Origin of the sequence: Microbacterium sp. SSM24 (assembly GCF_025989145.1) — a bacterium.
Taxonomy (GTDB): Bacteria; Actinomycetota; Actinomycetes; order Actinomycetales; family Microbacteriaceae; genus Microbacterium.
The window spans coordinates 2,405,560-2,420,618 of record NZ_JAPDNQ010000001.1 but is presented as its reverse complement, the minus strand read 5'-3'; the positions used below and the strand labels follow the sequence as shown (position 1 = coordinate 2,420,618).

Annotated in this window: 16 protein-coding genes; 4 read left to right on the top strand and 12 right to left on the bottom strand. The window is 69.8% G+C overall.

From position 1 onward, the window contains the following. Window positions 1-14: 14 nt before the first annotated feature. The 9 genes from atpA to prmC all read right to left on the bottom strand — a co-directional run bounded on the left by atpA (window position 15) and on the right by prmC (window position 7,633). On the bottom strand, window positions 15-1,655 hold the full coding sequence (atpA, locus tag OL358_RS11175) for a F0F1 ATP synthase subunit alpha (protein WP_264710042.1): 1,641 nt from the start codon (window positions 1,653-1,655) through the stop codon (window positions 15-17). A gap of 75 nt (window positions 1,656-1,730) precedes the next feature. Then, a complete protein-coding gene (locus OL358_RS11170) occupies window positions 1,731-2,522 on the bottom strand; it encodes a F0F1 ATP synthase subunit delta (RefSeq protein ID WP_264710041.1) in 792 nt (263 codons plus the stop codon). Next, window positions 2,522-3,085 (bottom strand): F0F1 ATP synthase subunit B, encoded by a 564-nt coding sequence (locus OL358_RS11165; protein WP_264710040.1) that lies wholly within the window; start codon window positions 3,083-3,085, stop codon window positions 2,522-2,524. The genes OL358_RS11170 and OL358_RS11165 overlap by 1 nt, the downstream gene beginning before the upstream one ends. Window positions 3,086-3,113: 28 nt before the next feature. After that, entirely contained in the window at window positions 3,114-3,353 is a 240-nt protein-coding gene (gene atpE, locus OL358_RS11160; RefSeq protein ID WP_056121278.1) for an ATP synthase F0 subunit C, read from the bottom strand. A 59-nt stretch (window positions 3,354-3,412) separates the two neighbouring features. Beyond that, window positions 3,413-4,204 (bottom strand): F0F1 ATP synthase subunit A, encoded by a 792-nt coding sequence (atpB, locus tag OL358_RS11155; RefSeq protein ID WP_264710285.1) that lies wholly within the window; start codon window positions 4,202-4,204, stop codon window positions 3,413-3,415. Window positions 4,205-4,332: 128 nt separating this feature from the next. Continuing rightward, window positions 4,333-4,860 (bottom strand): hypothetical protein, encoded by a 528-nt coding sequence (locus tag OL358_RS11150; protein ID WP_264710039.1) that lies wholly within the window; start codon window positions 4,858-4,860, stop codon window positions 4,333-4,335. Beyond that, window positions 4,857-6,020, bottom strand: coding sequence for an MraY family glycosyltransferase (locus tag OL358_RS11145; RefSeq protein WP_264710038.1), 1,164 nt, complete (start codon window positions 6,018-6,020; stop codon window positions 4,857-4,859). The genes OL358_RS11150 and OL358_RS11145 overlap by 4 nt, the downstream gene beginning before the upstream one ends. Further along, entirely contained in the window at window positions 6,017-6,703 is a 687-nt protein-coding gene (locus tag OL358_RS11140; protein WP_264710037.1) for an L-threonylcarbamoyladenylate synthase, read from the bottom strand. The genes OL358_RS11145 and OL358_RS11140 overlap by 4 nt, the downstream gene beginning before the upstream one ends. A 51-nt stretch (window positions 6,704-6,754) precedes the next feature. After that, entirely contained in the window at window positions 6,755-7,633 is an 879-nt protein-coding gene (prmC, locus tag OL358_RS11135) for a peptide chain release factor N(5)-glutamine methyltransferase (protein ID WP_264710036.1), read from the bottom strand. A 127-nt stretch (window positions 7,634-7,760) separates the two neighbouring features. Between prmC and cysK (OL358_RS11130) the strand changes: the two genes are divergently transcribed. From cysK (OL358_RS11130) to epsC, 3 genes are read left to right on the top strand one after another with little or no spacing between them, the layout of a single operon-like run. Beyond that, the gene (gene cysK, locus OL358_RS11130) at window positions 7,761-8,699 is read left to right on the top strand and encodes a cysteine synthase A (protein ID WP_264710035.1); all 939 of its coding nucleotides are present in this window, start codon (window positions 7,761-7,763) and stop codon (window positions 8,697-8,699) included. A gap of 26 nt (window positions 8,700-8,725) precedes the next feature. Then, complete coding sequence (gene cysK, locus OL358_RS11125) at window positions 8,726-9,676, top strand: cysteine synthase A (RefSeq protein WP_264710034.1); 951 nt, start codon at window positions 8,726-8,728, stop codon at window positions 9,674-9,676. After that, window positions 9,673-10,263: a serine O-acetyltransferase EpsC gene (gene epsC, locus OL358_RS11120; protein WP_264710033.1), complete on the top strand. Its 591-nt coding sequence runs from the start codon at window positions 9,673-9,675 to the stop codon at window positions 10,261-10,263. The genes cysK (OL358_RS11125) and epsC overlap by 4 nt, the downstream gene beginning before the upstream one ends. A gap of 189 nt (window positions 10,264-10,452) precedes the next feature. Here the strand turns inward: epsC and OL358_RS11115 are convergent, their stop codons facing one another. Continuing rightward, window positions 10,453-10,851, bottom strand: a complete 399-nt coding sequence (locus tag OL358_RS11115; RefSeq protein ID WP_264710032.1) for a phage holin family protein — start codon at window positions 10,849-10,851, stop codon at window positions 10,453-10,455. 141 nt (window positions 10,852-10,992) lie between these two features. Here OL358_RS11115 and OL358_RS11110 point away from each other — a divergent pair, with 141 nt between their 5' ends. Beyond that, on the top strand, window positions 10,993-11,673 hold the full coding sequence (locus OL358_RS11110) for a hypothetical protein (protein ID WP_264710031.1): 681 nt from the start codon (window positions 10,993-10,995) through the stop codon (window positions 11,671-11,673). Between the two features lie 86 nt (window positions 11,674-11,759). Here OL358_RS11110 and prfA read toward each other — a convergent pair whose 3' ends face one another. After that, on the bottom strand, window positions 11,760-12,839 hold the full coding sequence (gene prfA / locus OL358_RS11105; RefSeq protein WP_413631511.1) for a peptide chain release factor 1: 1,080 nt from the start codon (window positions 12,837-12,839) through the stop codon (window positions 11,760-11,762). A gap of 21 nt (window positions 12,840-12,860) precedes the next feature. Then, window positions 12,861-14,912 (bottom strand): transcription termination factor Rho, encoded by a 2,052-nt coding sequence (gene rho, locus OL358_RS11100; RefSeq protein WP_264710029.1) that lies wholly within the window; start codon window positions 14,910-14,912, stop codon window positions 12,861-12,863. Window positions 14,913-15,059: the final 147 nt, after the last annotated feature.

Here is a 15,059-nt window from a genome sequence, read left to right as displayed (position 1 = left end):
TGTCCGGTATCGCCTTAGCGGCGGCCCTTGACGATCTTCTCCTGGTTCACGTCTTCGGCACCCGCCGCCGCGACCTCTTCGTGGCCGGGCTTCGAGATGGCCTGGCCCTTGCCGGCCTGGAACTCGAGGATGAACTCGTCGGTCTTCTTCGTCAGCTCGGCGACGGTGTCGTCGTCGAGGACGTTCGTCTCGCGCAGCGTGTCGAGCACCGACGTGTTGCGACGCAGGTAGTCGAGCAGCTCGCGCTCGAATGCCAGGACGTCCTCCACCTCGATCGAGTCGAGCTTGCCGTTCGTTCCGGCCCAGATCGAGACGACCTGCTCCTCGACGGGGTACGGCGAGTACTGCGGCTGCTTGAGCAGCTCGGTCAGGCGCGCGCCGCGGGCGAGCTGACGGCGCGAGGCGGCGTCGAGGTCGGAGGCGAACATCGCGAACGCCTCGAGCGAGCGGTACTGGGCCAGCTCGAGCTTGAGCGTGCCGGAGACCTTCTTGATCGACTTCACCTGGGCGTCACCGCCGACACGCGAGACCGAGATGCCCACGTCGACCGCGGGACGCTGGTTCGCGTTGAACAGGTCGGACTGCAGGAAGATCTGGCCGTCGGTGATCGAGATCACGTTGGTCGGGATGTACGCCGAGACGTCGTTCGCCTTGGTCTCGATGATCGGGAGACCCGTCATCGAGCCGGCGCCGAGCTCGTCGGACAGCTTCGCGCAGCGCTCGAGCAGACGCGAGTGCAGGTAGAAGACGTCACCGGGGTACGCCTCGCGGCCCGGCGGGCGGCGCAGGAGCAGCGACACGGCGCGGTAGGCCTCGGCCTGCTTCGTCAGGTCGTCGAAGATGATGAGGACGTGCTTGCCGTCGTACATCCAGTGCTGGCCGATGGCCGAGCCGGTGTACGGCGCCAGGTACTTGAAGCCGGCCGGGTCGGAGGCCGGGGCGGCGACGATGGTGGTGTACTCCATCGCGCCGGCGTCTTCGAGCGCGCCCTTGACGGCGGCGATCGTCGAGCCCTTCTGGCCGATGGCGACGTAGATGCAGCGCACCTGCTTGTTGGTGTCGCCCGAGTCCCAGTTGGCCTTCTGGTTGATGATCGTGTCGATCGCGATCGCCGTCTTGCCGGTCTGGCGGTCGCCGATGATCAGCTGACGCTGACCGCGGCCGACGGGGATCATCGCGTCGATGGCCTTGATGCCGGTCTGGAGCGGCTCGTGGACCGACTTGCGCTGCATGACGCCGGGCGCCTGCAGCTCGAGGGCACGACGACCCTCGACGCCGGTGATCTCGCCGAGACCGTCGATCGGGTTGCCGAGCGGGTCGACGACGCGGCCGAGGTAGCCCTCGCCGACCGGGACCGAGAGGACCTCGCCGGTGCGGGTCACGGGCTGGCCCGCCTCGACGCCCGAGAACTCGCCGAGCACGACGACACCGATCTCGTGCTCGTCGAGGTTCTGCGCGAGGCCGAGCGTGCCGTCCTCGAACGTCACGAGCTCGTTCGCCATGACGCCGGGGAGTCCCTCGACGTGGGCGATGCCGTCGGCGGCGTCGATGACGGTGCCGACCTCGGTCGCCGCTGCCCCGGTGGGCTCGTAGGCGGCGACGAAATCCTTCAGCGCGTCACGGATGACGTCGGGGCTGATTGACAGTTCTGCCATGGTCTTCCCTTTGTTCCAAGTTCTGTGTGTGGGGCTCTGAGCCCCGAAATCTCCGCCTGCGGCGGGAAGTGTGTGCTAGCCGGCCAGGCGCTGACGGAGGTCCGCCAGCCGGGACGACACGCTGGCGTCGATCACGTCGTCGGCGATCTGCACGCGCAGCCCGCCGACCACCGTGGGGTCGATGACCGTGTTGACCGTCACCTGGGTGCCGTAGCGCTTGGTGAGCGTTCCGGCGAGGCGATCGACCTGCGCGATGCTGAGCGGTGCAGCCGTGTAGACCGTCGCGACCGTGCGTCCGCGCTGGTCGGCGACCAGCTTGGTCGCCCGCGACAGCAGCTGGCGCACGCGTCGTTCGCGCGGCGCCTGGACGAGGGATGCCGCGATCAGCGTCGTGGCCCGGCTGACCCGGCCCGCGAGCAGCGTGTCCACGAGCGTGCCCTTGGCCGAGGCATCCCCGAGCCGACTGCCCAGCGCGAGCTCGAGCTCGGGGTTCTCGGCGACCGTGCGCGAGAAGCGGAAGAGCTCCTCTTCGACATCGGCCGCGGGCTCGGCGACGGCGGCTGCGCGCACGGCCAGCTCCTCGATGCCGTCGACCAGGTCGGCGGCCGAGGACCAGCGCTGCGCGACCGCTGTCGTGAGCAGCGACGCCGTCGTCGGCGAGACCGCCTTGCCGAAGACCGCGGCGACGACCTGGGCGCGAGCCGCGGCGGGAGCTGCGGAGTCGGCGAGCGCGCCGCTCAGCTGCGACGAGTCGCCCACGGCGCGCGCCGCGGCGAACAGCTCGCCGGCCACGTCGAGGTCGACGCCCGACGCGGCGTCGAGCGCCTTCGTCGTCGCCGCGACGGCCTGAGTGGTCGCGCTGCCCATTACTTCGACGCCTTCTCTGCCTCGGATGCCTCGAGCTCGGCCAGGAAGCGGTCGACGACGGCCTGAGCCTTCTTGTCGTCGGACAGCGTCTCGCCGATCACGCCGCCGGCGAGGTCGAGGGCGAGCGTGCCCACCTCTCCGCGGAGCGACACGAGAGCGGTCTGGCGCTCGGCCTCGATCTGCGCGTGCGCGGTGGCGGTGAGGCGTGCGGCCTCCGCGGTGGCGGAGTCCTTGGCCTCGGCGACGATCTTCTTGCCGTCCTCGCGGGCGGCGTCGCGGATCTCACCGGCCTCCTTGCGCGCGTCGGCGAGCTGGGCGGTGTACTCCACCAGTGCCGCTTCGGCCTTGCGCTGGGCCTCGTCGGCCTTGGCGATGTTCCCCTCGATCGCGGTGGAACGCTCGTCGAGCAGCTTCTTCATCCGCGGAAGGGCGACCTTCCAGAAGATGACGAGGATGACGATGAAGCACACCGACGACCAGATGATGTCGTACCACGCGGGGATGAGGGGGTTGTGCGTCTCCGCACCCTCTTCCGCGGCGTACGCGACAAGAGCGTTCAGCATCCTGTCTCCTTAGTGAGAGGTCGAATGATCAGGCGTAGCCGAAGATGAAGCCGGTGGCGATGCCGATGAAGGCGAGCGCCTCGGTGAAGGCGATACCGATCCACATCAGCACCTGCAGGCGGCCGGCGAGCTCGGGCTGACGAGCAACGCCCTCGATCGTCTTGCCGACGACGATGCCCACACCGATGGCGGGGCCGATCGCTGCCAGGCCGTAGCCGACGGTGGCGATGGAACCGGTGACCTCGGCGAGAACCGTAGTTGCGTCCACGGGGGTGTTTCCTTTCGGTTGTGGGCGGCTCTGCGTCGCTTGGGCAGAGCCGTCCCGTATCAGTGCTCTTCGGCGACCGCGAGCTGGATGTAGACCGCGGTGAGAAGGGCGAAGACGTAAGCCTGGAGGACGGCCACCAGGATCTCGAACAGAGTGAAGACGAAGCCGAACGCGAGGCTGCCGGCGCCGAGGATCGACCACCAGCCGCCCATCTCGACGATGAAGAACTGCGTCGCGGCGAAGAAGAGGACCAGCAGCAGGTGGCCGACCATCATGTTCATCAGCAGTCGGAGGGTCAGGGTGACCGGACGGATGATGAAGGTCGAGATGAGCTCGATCGGCGTGACGATGATGTAGATCGGCCACGGCACGCCCGACGGGAAGAGCGAGTTCTTGAAGAAGTTCTTCGGGCTCTTCTTGATGCCGGCGTAGATGAAGGTGACGTAGCTCACGATCGCGAGCGTCAGCGGCACCGCGATGGTGCTCGTGCCGGCGATGTTCAGGAACGGGATGACACCCGTGATGTTCATGAACAGGATCATGAAGAACATCGTCGTGAGGATCGGCAGGAAGCGCTGGGCGTCCTTCTTGCCGAGCAGGTCCTCGCCGATGTTGACCCGGACGAAGTCCAGGCCCATCTCGACGAGGCTCTGGAACCGGCCGGGCACGACGCTCATGCGGCGCGTGCCGAGCCAGAAGACCACGATGACCGCGACGGTCGCGAGGAACTGGATCAGGTGGATCCGGGTGACCGGGACTCCAGCGAGATTGAAGAGGATCTCCGGGAAGAACTCATCGATCGAAGGACCGTGGAACTCCGGCGGAGCGTCCGCGGCAATGGGGGCGATCAGGGTCGCAGCTTGAGTAAACAGCGCTGGCTCCAGCTTCGGGGCATCGGTCGAGAACCGTTGCGACGATGGTCGATGAGCGTCACTCCGCAAGTGCTCGCAGAGCGAGCGGCGGGCGCAGGATCAGCCTATCAAACTTGAGAGGTCCCTGAGTCCGGCGCCGGACGATCCTGTCCGCGCTCGGCCTGATCGTCGCGCCGGTCGCCCGCGTCGGGGTCGGTCGGAAGCTGCACGTCGCTCACGTGGGGCACCCGCATCCGCATCAGCACGACCACGTCGACGGCGAGCGATGCGAGCACGCTGACGACGACCGCGAGGAAGAACACGGTGGGCTCGATCCACGGCTGCCCGCGCAGCACCAGCAGGATCACGATGAAGACGAGGAACTTGAGGATCCAGCCGCCGAGCACGATGCCGAAGAACACCGGCACGTAGAGCGGGTCGCCGTACCAGCGGTTCGCGATCAGGATGCTCGCGACGGTGATGCCGAGGAAGCCCGCGGCGACCAGGACGCCCACCAGGGCGCTCCACAGGCCGTCCGTGCCGGCGACGAGGTAGCCGATCACTCCCCCGACGACCGCGAGGCCCCCGGTGACGATGCCGGCCCACACCAGGACGGTGCGCAGGATGGGGGTGCTCGAGACAGGACTGGGGGTCATGGTGCGTCCTCCAGGACGGGTCGGGGCGTGGGCGCCGGGCGGCGCGAGGGGGTGAGGGTCACGACGAGGCAGGCGGCGACGCCGACGACGCCGAACGCGACCCCGAGCAGATAATCGCCCGGCCAGTTCTCCGACGTGCCGATGTACATGAGCAGCACGGCGATGCTGACCGTCGCGGTCCAGGCGTAGAAGATCAGCACGGCGCCGAGATCGGAGTGACCCATGTCGAGCATCCGGTGATGCAGGTGCTTGCGGTCGGGCGAGAACGGCGACTTGCCCTTGCTCATGCGCCGCACGACGGCGAGTCCGAAGTCGAGCAGCGGCAGCAGGACGATGACGACCGGCAGCAGGATCGGGATGAAGGCGCCGAGGAGCTGCGAACGGCCGAACTCGTCGTTGTCCCCCACCATCGCCGGTGTGATGCTGCTGGTGACCGCGATGGCCGACGATGCCATCAGCAGCCCGATCATGAGCGCGCCGGAGTCGCCCATGAACAGCTTCGCCGGCCGCCAGTTCAGGGGCAGGAACCCGGCGCAGACGCCGATGAGAACCGCCGCGATGAGCGAGGCGAGGTTGAAGTACGAGCTCGCTCCGGTGTCGCGGGAGAGCATGTAGGTGTACGCGAAGAAGACGGCGTTCGCGATGAGGCAGACCCCGGCGACCAGGCCGTCGAGACCGTCGATGAAGTTCACCGCGTTCATCACCACGACGATCGCGAACACCGTGAGGGTGAAGCTCATCCAGCTCGACCCCATCGCGATGCCGCCGATCGGGAGCGAGTAGATCTGCAGCTCGCCGAACCACGCGATGATCCCGGCGGCGAGGAACTGCGCGCCGAGCTTGATCATCCAGTCGAGGTCCCACAGGTCGTCGGCGACGCCGACGAGCACGATCAGGAACGTCGCGCCGAGGATCGCCCAGATCTGCAGCGGCTCGCTCCAGATGATCGCGAAGAACGGATGCTGCGACGAGACCAGGAACGCGGCGACGACGCCGGCGAACATCGCGATCCCGCCCAGCCGCGGTGTCGGCGTCTTGTGCACGTCCCGCTCACGGATGCCGGGATAGAGCTTGTACCGCAGGCTCAGACGCCAGACCGTCCAGGCGAGCGCGAAGGTGACGGTGGCCGTGAAGAGGACGATGAAGACGTACTGCTTCACGGGGCGCCCGGGTCCTCAGGATCGGGCTCCAGCAGATCGCCCAGCACCTCGCGGAGCTGCGCGCGAGAGATCGCCCCGTCCCGCAGCACGCGGACGAGGGGCTCGCCCCCGCCGACCAGGCTGGTCGCGTCGATGATCGTCGAGGCGATGCCGTCGGTCGAAAGGCCATCGGCGAGGTAGACGGCGACGCTCGCGCCCAGCATCGCCTCGGCATCCTCCGCGGCGATGGCGGCGGCCCTGCCGGTGAGGTTGGCGCTGGACACGGCGAGCGGTCCGGTCTCTTCGAGCAGCGCGAGCGCGATCCGATGCGCCGGCATGCGGACGGCGACCGTCCCGCGCGTCTCGCCGAGATCCCACGACAGCGACGGCTGCGCGGGGAGGACGATCGTCAGCCCACCCGGCCAGAACGCCTCGACCAGCTTCTCCACAGGCTCCGGCACCTCGGCCACGAGCGCACGCAGCGTCGCGATGCCGGCGACCAGCACGGGCGGCGGCATCTGACGGGTGCGGCCCTTCGCGTCGAGGAGCTTCTGCACGGCCTTGGCGCTGAACGCGTCGGCGGCGACGCCGTACACGGTGTCGGTGGGGATGACGACGAGATCGCCGCGGCCGATGGCCTGGCGCGCCAGGCGCATGCCGTCGAGCAGCTGCGCCTCATCACGGCAGTCGAAGATGGGGGACATGTCGCGCACAGTCTAGTTGCGGGCTCGTGAACGGATGCTGCGAGCGAGGCCTCAGGGACGGATCGCCGTCGTCGCCCGATCGCGCATCGTGAGGTCGGGGTGCGTCGAGGCCGCCCGCCACCCGTCCGCACGCAGGATTCCGCGGATCGCCTCGCCCTGCCACTCGCCGTGCTCGATGACGATCGTGCCGCCGGGATGCGCCAGGCGCAGACCCACACCGCTCAGGATCCGCACGACGTCGAGGCCGTCCTCTCCCCCGTAGAGCGCGGCGGGCGGATCGAAGAACCGCACCTCCGGATCGCGCGGGATGGCGGCATCCGGAACATACGGCGGGTTCGACGCGACGACCGAGACCGTCCCGTCGAGGTCGGGGAACGCGTGCGCGAGGTCGACGAACGCGAGCTGGGCGTTCTCGGCGCCCACGCGCGCGAAGTTCTCCTTCGTCCACACGAAGGCGTCCACGGAGTTCTCGGCGGCGAAGACGCGGGCATGGGGCACTTCGGTGGCCATCGCCAGGGCGATCGCGCCGCTTCCGGTGCCGAGGTCCACTGCGACGGGAGAGTCGGATGCCGCGGCCCGCAGCGCATCGATCGCCAGCTGCGCGACCATCTCGGTCTCGGGCCGCGGCACGAAGACGCCGGGGCCGACGCGCAGCTCCAGGTGGCGGAACGGCGCGAGTCCCACGATGTGCTGCAGGGGTTCGCGCGTCGCGCGCCTGGTCACGAAGTCGGTGAGGCGCGCGGCGTCGTCGGGCGAGAGCACGTCTCCGCGGATCGCGGCGGCCTGCACTCCCCCGCGGCCGGTGCCCAGCACGAAGGCGGCGAGCAGCTCGCCGTCGACCTCGGGATCGGGAACGCCGGCGTCGGCCAGGCGCGCGATCGCGGCGCGGAGCGCGTCGGACAGCGTGGTGAGGGGTTCGGGTGCAGCCATGAGCCCGTCCAGCCTAAGCCCGGCAGGGTACCGCGCCGAGGCGAGGCATCCGTCACACAAGGACTCACGGATGACGTGCCCCCCTAGGCTGTTTCCCACCCGCTGACCTTGTCTCGAAAGGCCCGAAATGACCGGCATCCACCCCGACATCACCTCCGCCTTCGGGAACACCCCGCTGGTGCGCCTCAACCGCATCGCGGAGGGCGTCGGCGGCAACGTGATCGTGAAGCTCGAGTTCTACAACCCGGCATCCAGCGTCAAGGACCGCCTGGGAATCGCGATCGTCGATGCGGCCGAGGCATCCGGCGAGCTCAAGCCGGGCGGCACGATCGTCGAGGCCACCAGCGGCAACACCGGCATCGCGCTCGCCATGGTCGGCGCCGCGCGGGGCTACCGCGTCGTGCTGGCGATGCCCTCGTCGATGTCGATCGAGCGTCGCCTGCTCCTCAAGGGCTACGGCGCCGAGCTCGTGCTCACCGACCCGGCCGGCGGCATGAAGGGCGCGCTCGCCAAGGCCGACGAGATCCTCGCCGAGATCCCCGGCGCCGTGCTGGCCCGCCAGTTCGAGAACCAGGCGAACGTCGAGATCCACCGCAAGACGACGGCGGAGGAGATCCTCCGCGACACCGACGGCCAGGTCGACTACTTCGTGGCCGGCATCGGCACGGGCGGAACCATCACCGGCGTCGGCCAGGTTCTCAAGGAGCGCGTGCCCGGCGCGAAGGTGATCGCCGTCGAGCCCGCCGATTCGCCGCTGCTGACCAAGGGCACCCCGGGTCCCCACAAGATCCAGGGCATCGGCCCGAACTTCGTGCCGCCGATCCTCGACCAGGGCGTGATCGACGAGGTCATCGACGTCGAGTTCCCCGACGCGATCGAGACCGCACGCGCGGTTGGCGTCAAGGACGGCATCCTGGTCGGCATCTCGTCGGGCGCCGCGATCTGGGCGGCCCTGCAGATCGCCGCACGCCCCGAAGCCGAGGGCAAGAACATCGTCGTGATTGTCCCGTCGTTCGGCGAGCGCTACCTTTCGACCGCGCTGTTCGAGAACCTGCGAGAGGATTGACTCACACCGCTTCAGAAAGGCGCCCCGTGCCAGGGATCCACTCCGACATCTCCACAGCCTTCGGCGAGACCCCCCTGGTGAGGCTCAACGCCCTCACCGAGGGCCTCGGCGCCGAGGTGCTCGTCAAGCTCGAGTTCTACAACCCGGGCTCGAGCGTCAAGGACCGTCTCGGCTACGCGCTGATCACGGCGGCCGAAGAGGCGGGCGAGCTCAAGCCCGGCGGCACCATCGTCGAGTCGACGAGCGGCAACACGGGCATCGCACTGGCGCTGATCGGAGCCGCGCGCGGGTACAAGGTCATCTTGACGATGCCCGCGTCGATGTCGAAGGAGCGCCGCACGCTCCTCAAGGCCTACGGCGCCGAACTCGTGCTCACCGACCCCTACAAGGGCATGACCGAGGCCGTCGCCGAAGCGGAGCGCATCGTCGAGGCCACGCCGGGAGCGATCCTCGCGCGGCAGTTCGAGCATGCGGCGAACGCCGAGATCCACCGGCGCACGACCGCCGAGGAGATCTGGCGCGACACCGAGGGCGTCGTCGACTACTTCGTCGCGGGCTCGGGCACCGGCGGCACGATCACTGGCGTCGGCCAGGTGCTCAAGCAGCGCAACCCCGACGTGAAGATCGCCGTCGTCGAGCCCAAGGACTCCCCCATGCTCAGCGAGGGCCGCGCCGGGGGCCACCGCATCCAGGGCATCGGGCCCAACTTCGTCCCCGCGGTGCTCGACCGCTCCGTGATCGACGAGATCTTCGACGTCGAGTTCGACGACGCGATCCGCGTCGCGCGCGACCTCGCGACGCGCGAGGGCATCCTCGCGGGCATGTCGGCCGGCGCGGCCGTGTGGGCGGCGCTCGAGATCGCGGCACGGCCCGAAGCGACCGGGAAGCGCATCGTCGTGATCGTCCCCGACTCGGGCGAGCGGTACCTCTCGACCGCGCTCTACGAGCACCTGCGCGAGCCCGAGAAGGCATCGTGAGCGCGCGCACCGGGCTGGTGGCGCGCCTGCGCGAGGACCTCACCGCGGCTCGGCTCCGCGATCCCGCGGCGCGCAGCAGTCTCGAGATCGCGGTGCTCTACCCGGGTCTCCACGCGATCTGGGCGCACCGCGTGTGGCACGCACTGTGGGTGCGCGGCGCGCGCTTCCTGGCGCGCGCAGGCTCCCAGGTGACGCGCTGGCTGACGGGCATCGAGATCCACCCCGGCGCGACCATCGGCCGCCGGTTCTTCATCGACCACGGCATGGGCGTCGTCATCGGCGAGACGGCCGAGGTGGGCGACGACGTCATGCTGTACCACGGGGTGACCCTCGGCGGACGTCAGCGCGAGGGCGGGAAGCGGCATCCCACCATCGAAGACGGCGTCGCGATCGGTGCGGGCGCGAAGGTCCTCGGCCCGATCACGATCGGCGCGGGCTCGGTCGTCGGCGCCAACGCCGTCGTGACGAGGGACGCTCCCGCCGACAGCGTGCTGGTGGGCGTGCCCGCGAAGCCCCGGCACCGCCGCAACGGCGAGGACACCCGCGCCCTCCTCACGGCCCCCGAGTACCTCGAGTACCACATCTGACCCGCTCGCGCCTCGCGCGCCCGGCGCTGCCGCGCGACGGGATGAGCCGGCGGTTTCTCGAGCACAACTCCTGCAGAAGTGCGCAGCCGCGGACCCGCACCCGCGGATTTCCGCAGGACCACTCCGCGCCGGGATCGAAACTGCAGGAGTTATGCGCCCGCGGCGCGGCGCACGGGACCGCGCAGCGCGTCAGGAGCGGCGGTCTTCGACCTTCTTCTTGATGAAGAGGGGTGGGAGCAGCCAGGTCGCGAGGGCAGTCACGAGCCACACGATGAGGGTGCCGATGATCCAGGCGACCGGGCCGTCGATGCCGATGCCGGCGGCGGGGATCAGCACGGCGATCAGCAGCGCGACGAACGTCGAGAGCAGGCCGATGCCGCCGATGAGGGCGTTGGCGTGGCGGCGGGTGATCTTGAACAGCCACGGCGCCAGGATGCTCTGCAGCACCGCGAAGATCACGACGGCCAGGACGATCCCCCACCAGTCGTTCCAGTGCAGCGAGAAGCCCGGCAGGATCAGGTCGGCGGCGACGAGGCCGAGGAACGCCGAGACGAGGAAGATCAGACCGCGGATGACGAGAGTGAGCACGCGCTCAGGCTAGCGCCCACCCACCGTCGAGACACGGACGCGCGCCGACGCGGAGCGGCACGCACCCCCCGCCTCGACACGACCTCCTGGCTCGCCGGGTGCACGCGCACCCAGCCCGCGCCGCGGGAGTACGCTCGCGCCATGTCAGCCGCGCGATCGGGTGGGGTCGGTGCGATCGTGTTCGCGGTCGCCGGACTGGTCTGGTTCGCGACCGAGCTGACGCCTCCGCTGATGGGCTACGACGACACCGACAGCGCCGTCGTCATGATCGGCTTCCTGCAGGATCACCCGTGGGTGTACGCGACCGGCGGGCTCGCACTTCTCGTGATGGCCGGCGCGCTCGTGCCCGCGGCGCTGGGCATCGCGGGGCTCGTCGCCGACGGGCGCGACAGCCTCGCCGCGCGGTGCAGTGCGGTCGCCGGATGCTTCGCCGCGGCCTTCTTCGGACTCCAGGGCGTGCTGCGCCTGGGCGGAGGGCCTCTCCTCTACATCGCCGACCTCGATCCCGCGGCCGGCCGTGCGGGCTACACGGCGGTGCAGCTCCTCGGCGTGCAAGGCGCGCTGCAGGCGGCGCTGATGTCGCTGTGCGCGTGGGCCGTGCTGGCCGCCATGGTGGGTCGCACCCGCCGCACCCTCCCCCGCGCGATCGTCTGGACGGCGGTCGTGCCCGCGCTGCGGGCGCTGCTGCTCCTCGCAGGTCCTTTCGGGATCCTGCCTGCGGAACTGTGGCTGCTCGCGATCCCGCTGATCCCGCTGACGCTCCTCTGGTGCGGCGCGCTCGGGATCGCGGTCGTCGTCAGGACCCGCCCGGTCGAGCCGTAGCCCCCGCCGCGGCCCTCGAGGCGGGGTCATGCGCCGAAGTGCAGCACCGACGCGGGATGGCCCTTGCCCCCGCCGCGGCCCGGACCTTAAGCGTCGCCGCCGAGCGCGGCGAGGCGTGCCTCTTCGTCGGCCTGGATGGCCGACTCCACGATCGGGCCGAGGGCGCCGTCCATGACCTGATCGAGGTTGTAGGCCTTGTACCCGGTGCGGTGGTCGGCGATGCGGTTCTCGGGGAAGTTGTACGTGCGGATGCGCTCGGACCGGTCCATGCCGCGGATCTGCGACTTGCGCGCATCGGATGCCGCGGCATCCCGCTCCTCCTGCTGGCGGGCGAGGAGCCGCGCGCGGAGCACGCGCATGCCGGCCTCACGGTTCTGCAGCTGCGACTTCTCGTTCTGCATCGACACCACGATGCCGGTCGGCACGTGGGTGATGCGCACGGCGGAGTCCGTCGTGTTGACGGACTGCCCGCCGGGGCCGGACGAGCGGAAGACGTCGATCTTGAGGTCGGCCTGGTTGACCTCGATCTCGTCGGGCTCGTCGACCTCGGGGAACACGAGCACCCCGGTGGTCGAGGTGTGGATGCGCCCCTGCGACTCGGTCGCCGGCACGCGCTGCACGCGGTGCACGCCGCCCTCGTACTTGAGGTGCGCCCACACGCCCTGCGCGGGGTCGCTCGAGGACCCCTTGATCGCGACCTGCACGTCCTTGTAGCCGCCCAGGTCGGACTCGTTGCGCTCGAGCAGTTCGGTCTTCCAGCCCTGCGAGGCGGCGTACTGGATGTACATGCGCAGCAGATCGGCGGCGAACAGCGCCGACTCGGCGCCGCCCTCGCCCTGCTTGATCTCCATGATCACGTCGCGGGCGTCGTCGGGATCGCGCGGGATCAGGAGTCGCCGAAGCCTCTCCTGCGCGTCGGAGACCCCGACCTCGAGGGTCGGCACCTCCTCGGCGAACGCGTCGTCCTCCTTGGCGAGCTCGCGCGCGGCATCCAGGTCATCGGATGCCGCGACCCAGTCCTCGTACGCCTTCACGATCTTCGACAGCTCGGCGTAGCGCCGGTTCACCCGCTTGGCGCGCGCCGCATCGGCGTGCACGGCGGGGTCCGACAGCTCGACCTGTACGGCTGCGTGCTCTTCGATCAGCCCGCGGACCGAATCGAACATCGCGGGCTCGACCATGCCGGGTCAGCGGATGCTGTTGTCGTCCGCGTGGCTGCGTCCGCCGCCGTGGCCCGTGGTGGGCGCCGGGATCGACTTCTGCATCTGCACGAGGAACTCGACGTTCGACTGCGTCTCCTTGAGCTTGCCGAGCACGACCTCGAGGGCCTGCTGGGGCTCGAGGCCGGCGAGCGCGCGGCGGAGCTTCCAGGTGATCTTGACCTCGTCGGGCGAGAGCAGCATCTCTTCGCGGCGGGTGCTCGACGCGTTGACGTCGACGGCCGGGAAGATGCGCTTGTCGGCGAGCGAGCGGTTCAGGCGAAGCTCGCTGTTTCCGGTGCCCTTGAACTCCTCGAAGATGACCTCGTCCATCTTGGAGCCGGTCTCGACGAGCGCCGTGGCGAGGATCGTGAGCGATCCGCCGTTCTCGATGTTGCGCGCGGCGCCGAAGAAGCGCTTCGGCGGGTACAGCGCGGATGCGTCGACGCCGCCGGTCAGCACGCGACCGGAGGTCGGGGCCGAGATGTTGTAGGCACGGCCGAGGCGCGTGATCGAGTCGAGCAGCACGACGACGTCGCGGCCCAGCTCGACGAGGCGCTTCGCGCGCTCGATGGCGAGCTCGGCGACCGTCGTGTGGTCCTCGGCGGGACGGTCGAACGTCGAGGCGATGACCTCGCCCTTGACCGTGCGCTGCATGTCGGTGACCTCTTCGGGGCGCTCGTCGACGAGCACGACCATGAGGTGGACCTCGGGGTTGTTGGTCGCGATGGCGTTGGCGATCTGCTGCAGCACGATCGTCTTGCCCGCCTTGGGCGGCGCGACGATGAGGCCGCGCTGGCCCTTTCCGATGGGGGCGACGAGGTCGATGATGCGCTGCGTGAGCTTCTCGGGCGCCGTCTCGAGGCGGAGGCGCTCCTGCGGGTAGAGCGGCGTCAGCTTGCCGAACTCGACGCGCGACGCGGCGTCGTCGACCGACAGGCCGTTGACCGAGTCGACCTTCACCAGCGCGTTGTACTTCTGGCGGCTCGACTGCTCGCCCTCGCGGGGCTGCTTGATGGCGCCGACGACGGCGTCGCCCTTGCGGAGGTTGTACTTCTTGACCTGGCCGAGCGAGACGTAGACGTCGCTCGTGCCGGGCAGGTAGCCCGACGTGCGCACGAAGGCGTAGTTGTCGAGCACGTCGAGGATGCCCGCGATCGGGATCAGGACGTCGTCCTCGCCGATCTCGGTGTCGAACTCGTCACCGGTCTGCGTGGCACCGCGGCGCTTGTTGCGCTGACGGTTGCGTGCGTTGCCCTGGGGCTGCTCGTCGTCGCCGTCGGCCTGAGGCGCTTCCTTCGCGGCGTTCTGGTTCTGGTTCTGGTTCTGGTTCTGGCCGCGCTGGTTCTGCCCGCGCTGCGCCTGACCTTCCTGGGCGTTGCCGTCCTGGCCACCCTGGGCGTTGCCGTTGCGGTTGCGGCTGCGGCTGCGGCTGCGGCCACGGCCACGGCTCGGCGCCTCTTCGCCGCCCTCGGCGGACTCGCCGGAGTCGGTGGCGGATGCCTCGGCCGCGGCGTCGCCCTCGGCGGGCGCGTCGGCGTTCTCGGCGGGCGCGTCGGCGACCTCGGCCGGAGCCTCGGTGGCGACCTCGGCCGGAGCAGCCTCTGCCGGCGCCTCGGCAGGAGCAGCCTCGGCCGGAGCGGCCTCGGCCGGAGCGGCCTCTGCCTCGGCCGGCGCCTCAGCGGCGGGCTCGGGCTGCGGGTCGGTGCTCTTCGCACGGCGCGGCGCGCGCTTGCGGGGCGCCTTGACCGGTGCGGCCGGAGCCTCCGGCTCGACAGCAGCAGCCTCGGCGGCAGCGGCCTCGGCCGGTGCAGCCTCGGCCGGAGCCTCGGGCTCGGCGGCCGGAGCCTCTGCGGGCGCGTCCGCGTCGGCGGGCGCCTCGGTCTCGGTAGTCTCCGCCGGAGCGGCGACCTCGGTCTCAGCCGGGGCGACGGCCTCGGCCGCGGTCTCGGTGGTGCCGGCGTTCTCGACCGATTCGGGCGCTTCCGTGCGCTCTTCGGCCGATGCGTCGGCAGTGTGGATCTCGGAGATGGACTCCACGAGTTCTCCCTTGTCTTACGAATGGAAATGCACGTCCGCACGGACGCTCTGCAAAGCAGGTGTCTTGCCCGATCCTTCGGCGGGGCTCAGGCCCTTCGTTCGGCATACATGCCGTGATGGTGCTCAGAGACCGTCAACAGGATGGGG

Bases quoted from the DNA above. Each gene is read 5' to 3' on its own strand.
- atpA (WP_264710042.1), bottom strand. From the start codon at position 1,655: ATGGCAGAACTGTCAATCAGCCCCGACGTCATCCGTGACGCGCTGAAG.
- OL358_RS11170 (WP_264710041.1), bottom strand. From the start codon at position 2,522: ATGGGCAGCGCGACCACTCAGGCCGTCGCGGCGACGACGAAGGCGCTC.
- OL358_RS11165 (WP_264710040.1), bottom strand. From the start codon at position 3,085: ATGCTGAACGCTCTTGTCGCGTACGCCGCGGAAGAGGGTGCGGAGACG.
- OL358_RS11150 (WP_264710039.1), bottom strand. From the start codon at position 4,860: ATGACCCCCAGTCCTGTCTCGAGCACCCCCATCCTGCGCACCGTCCTG.
- OL358_RS11140 (WP_264710037.1), bottom strand. From the start codon at position 6,703: ATGTCCCCCATCTTCGACTGCCGTGATGAGGCGCAGCTGCTCGACGGC.
- prmC (WP_264710036.1), bottom strand. From the start codon at position 7,633: ATGGCTGCACCCGAACCCCTCACCACGCTGTCCGACGCGCTCCGCGCC.
- cysK (WP_264710035.1), top strand. From the start codon at position 7,761: ATGACCGGCATCCACCCCGACATCACCTCCGCCTTCGGGAACACCCCG.
- OL358_RS11110 (WP_264710031.1), top strand. From the start codon at position 10,993: ATGTCAGCCGCGCGATCGGGTGGGGTCGGTGCGATCGTGTTCGCGGTC.
- prfA (WP_413631511.1), bottom strand. From the start codon at position 12,839: ATGTTCGATTCGGTCCGCGGGCTGATCGAAGAGCACGCAGCCGTACAG.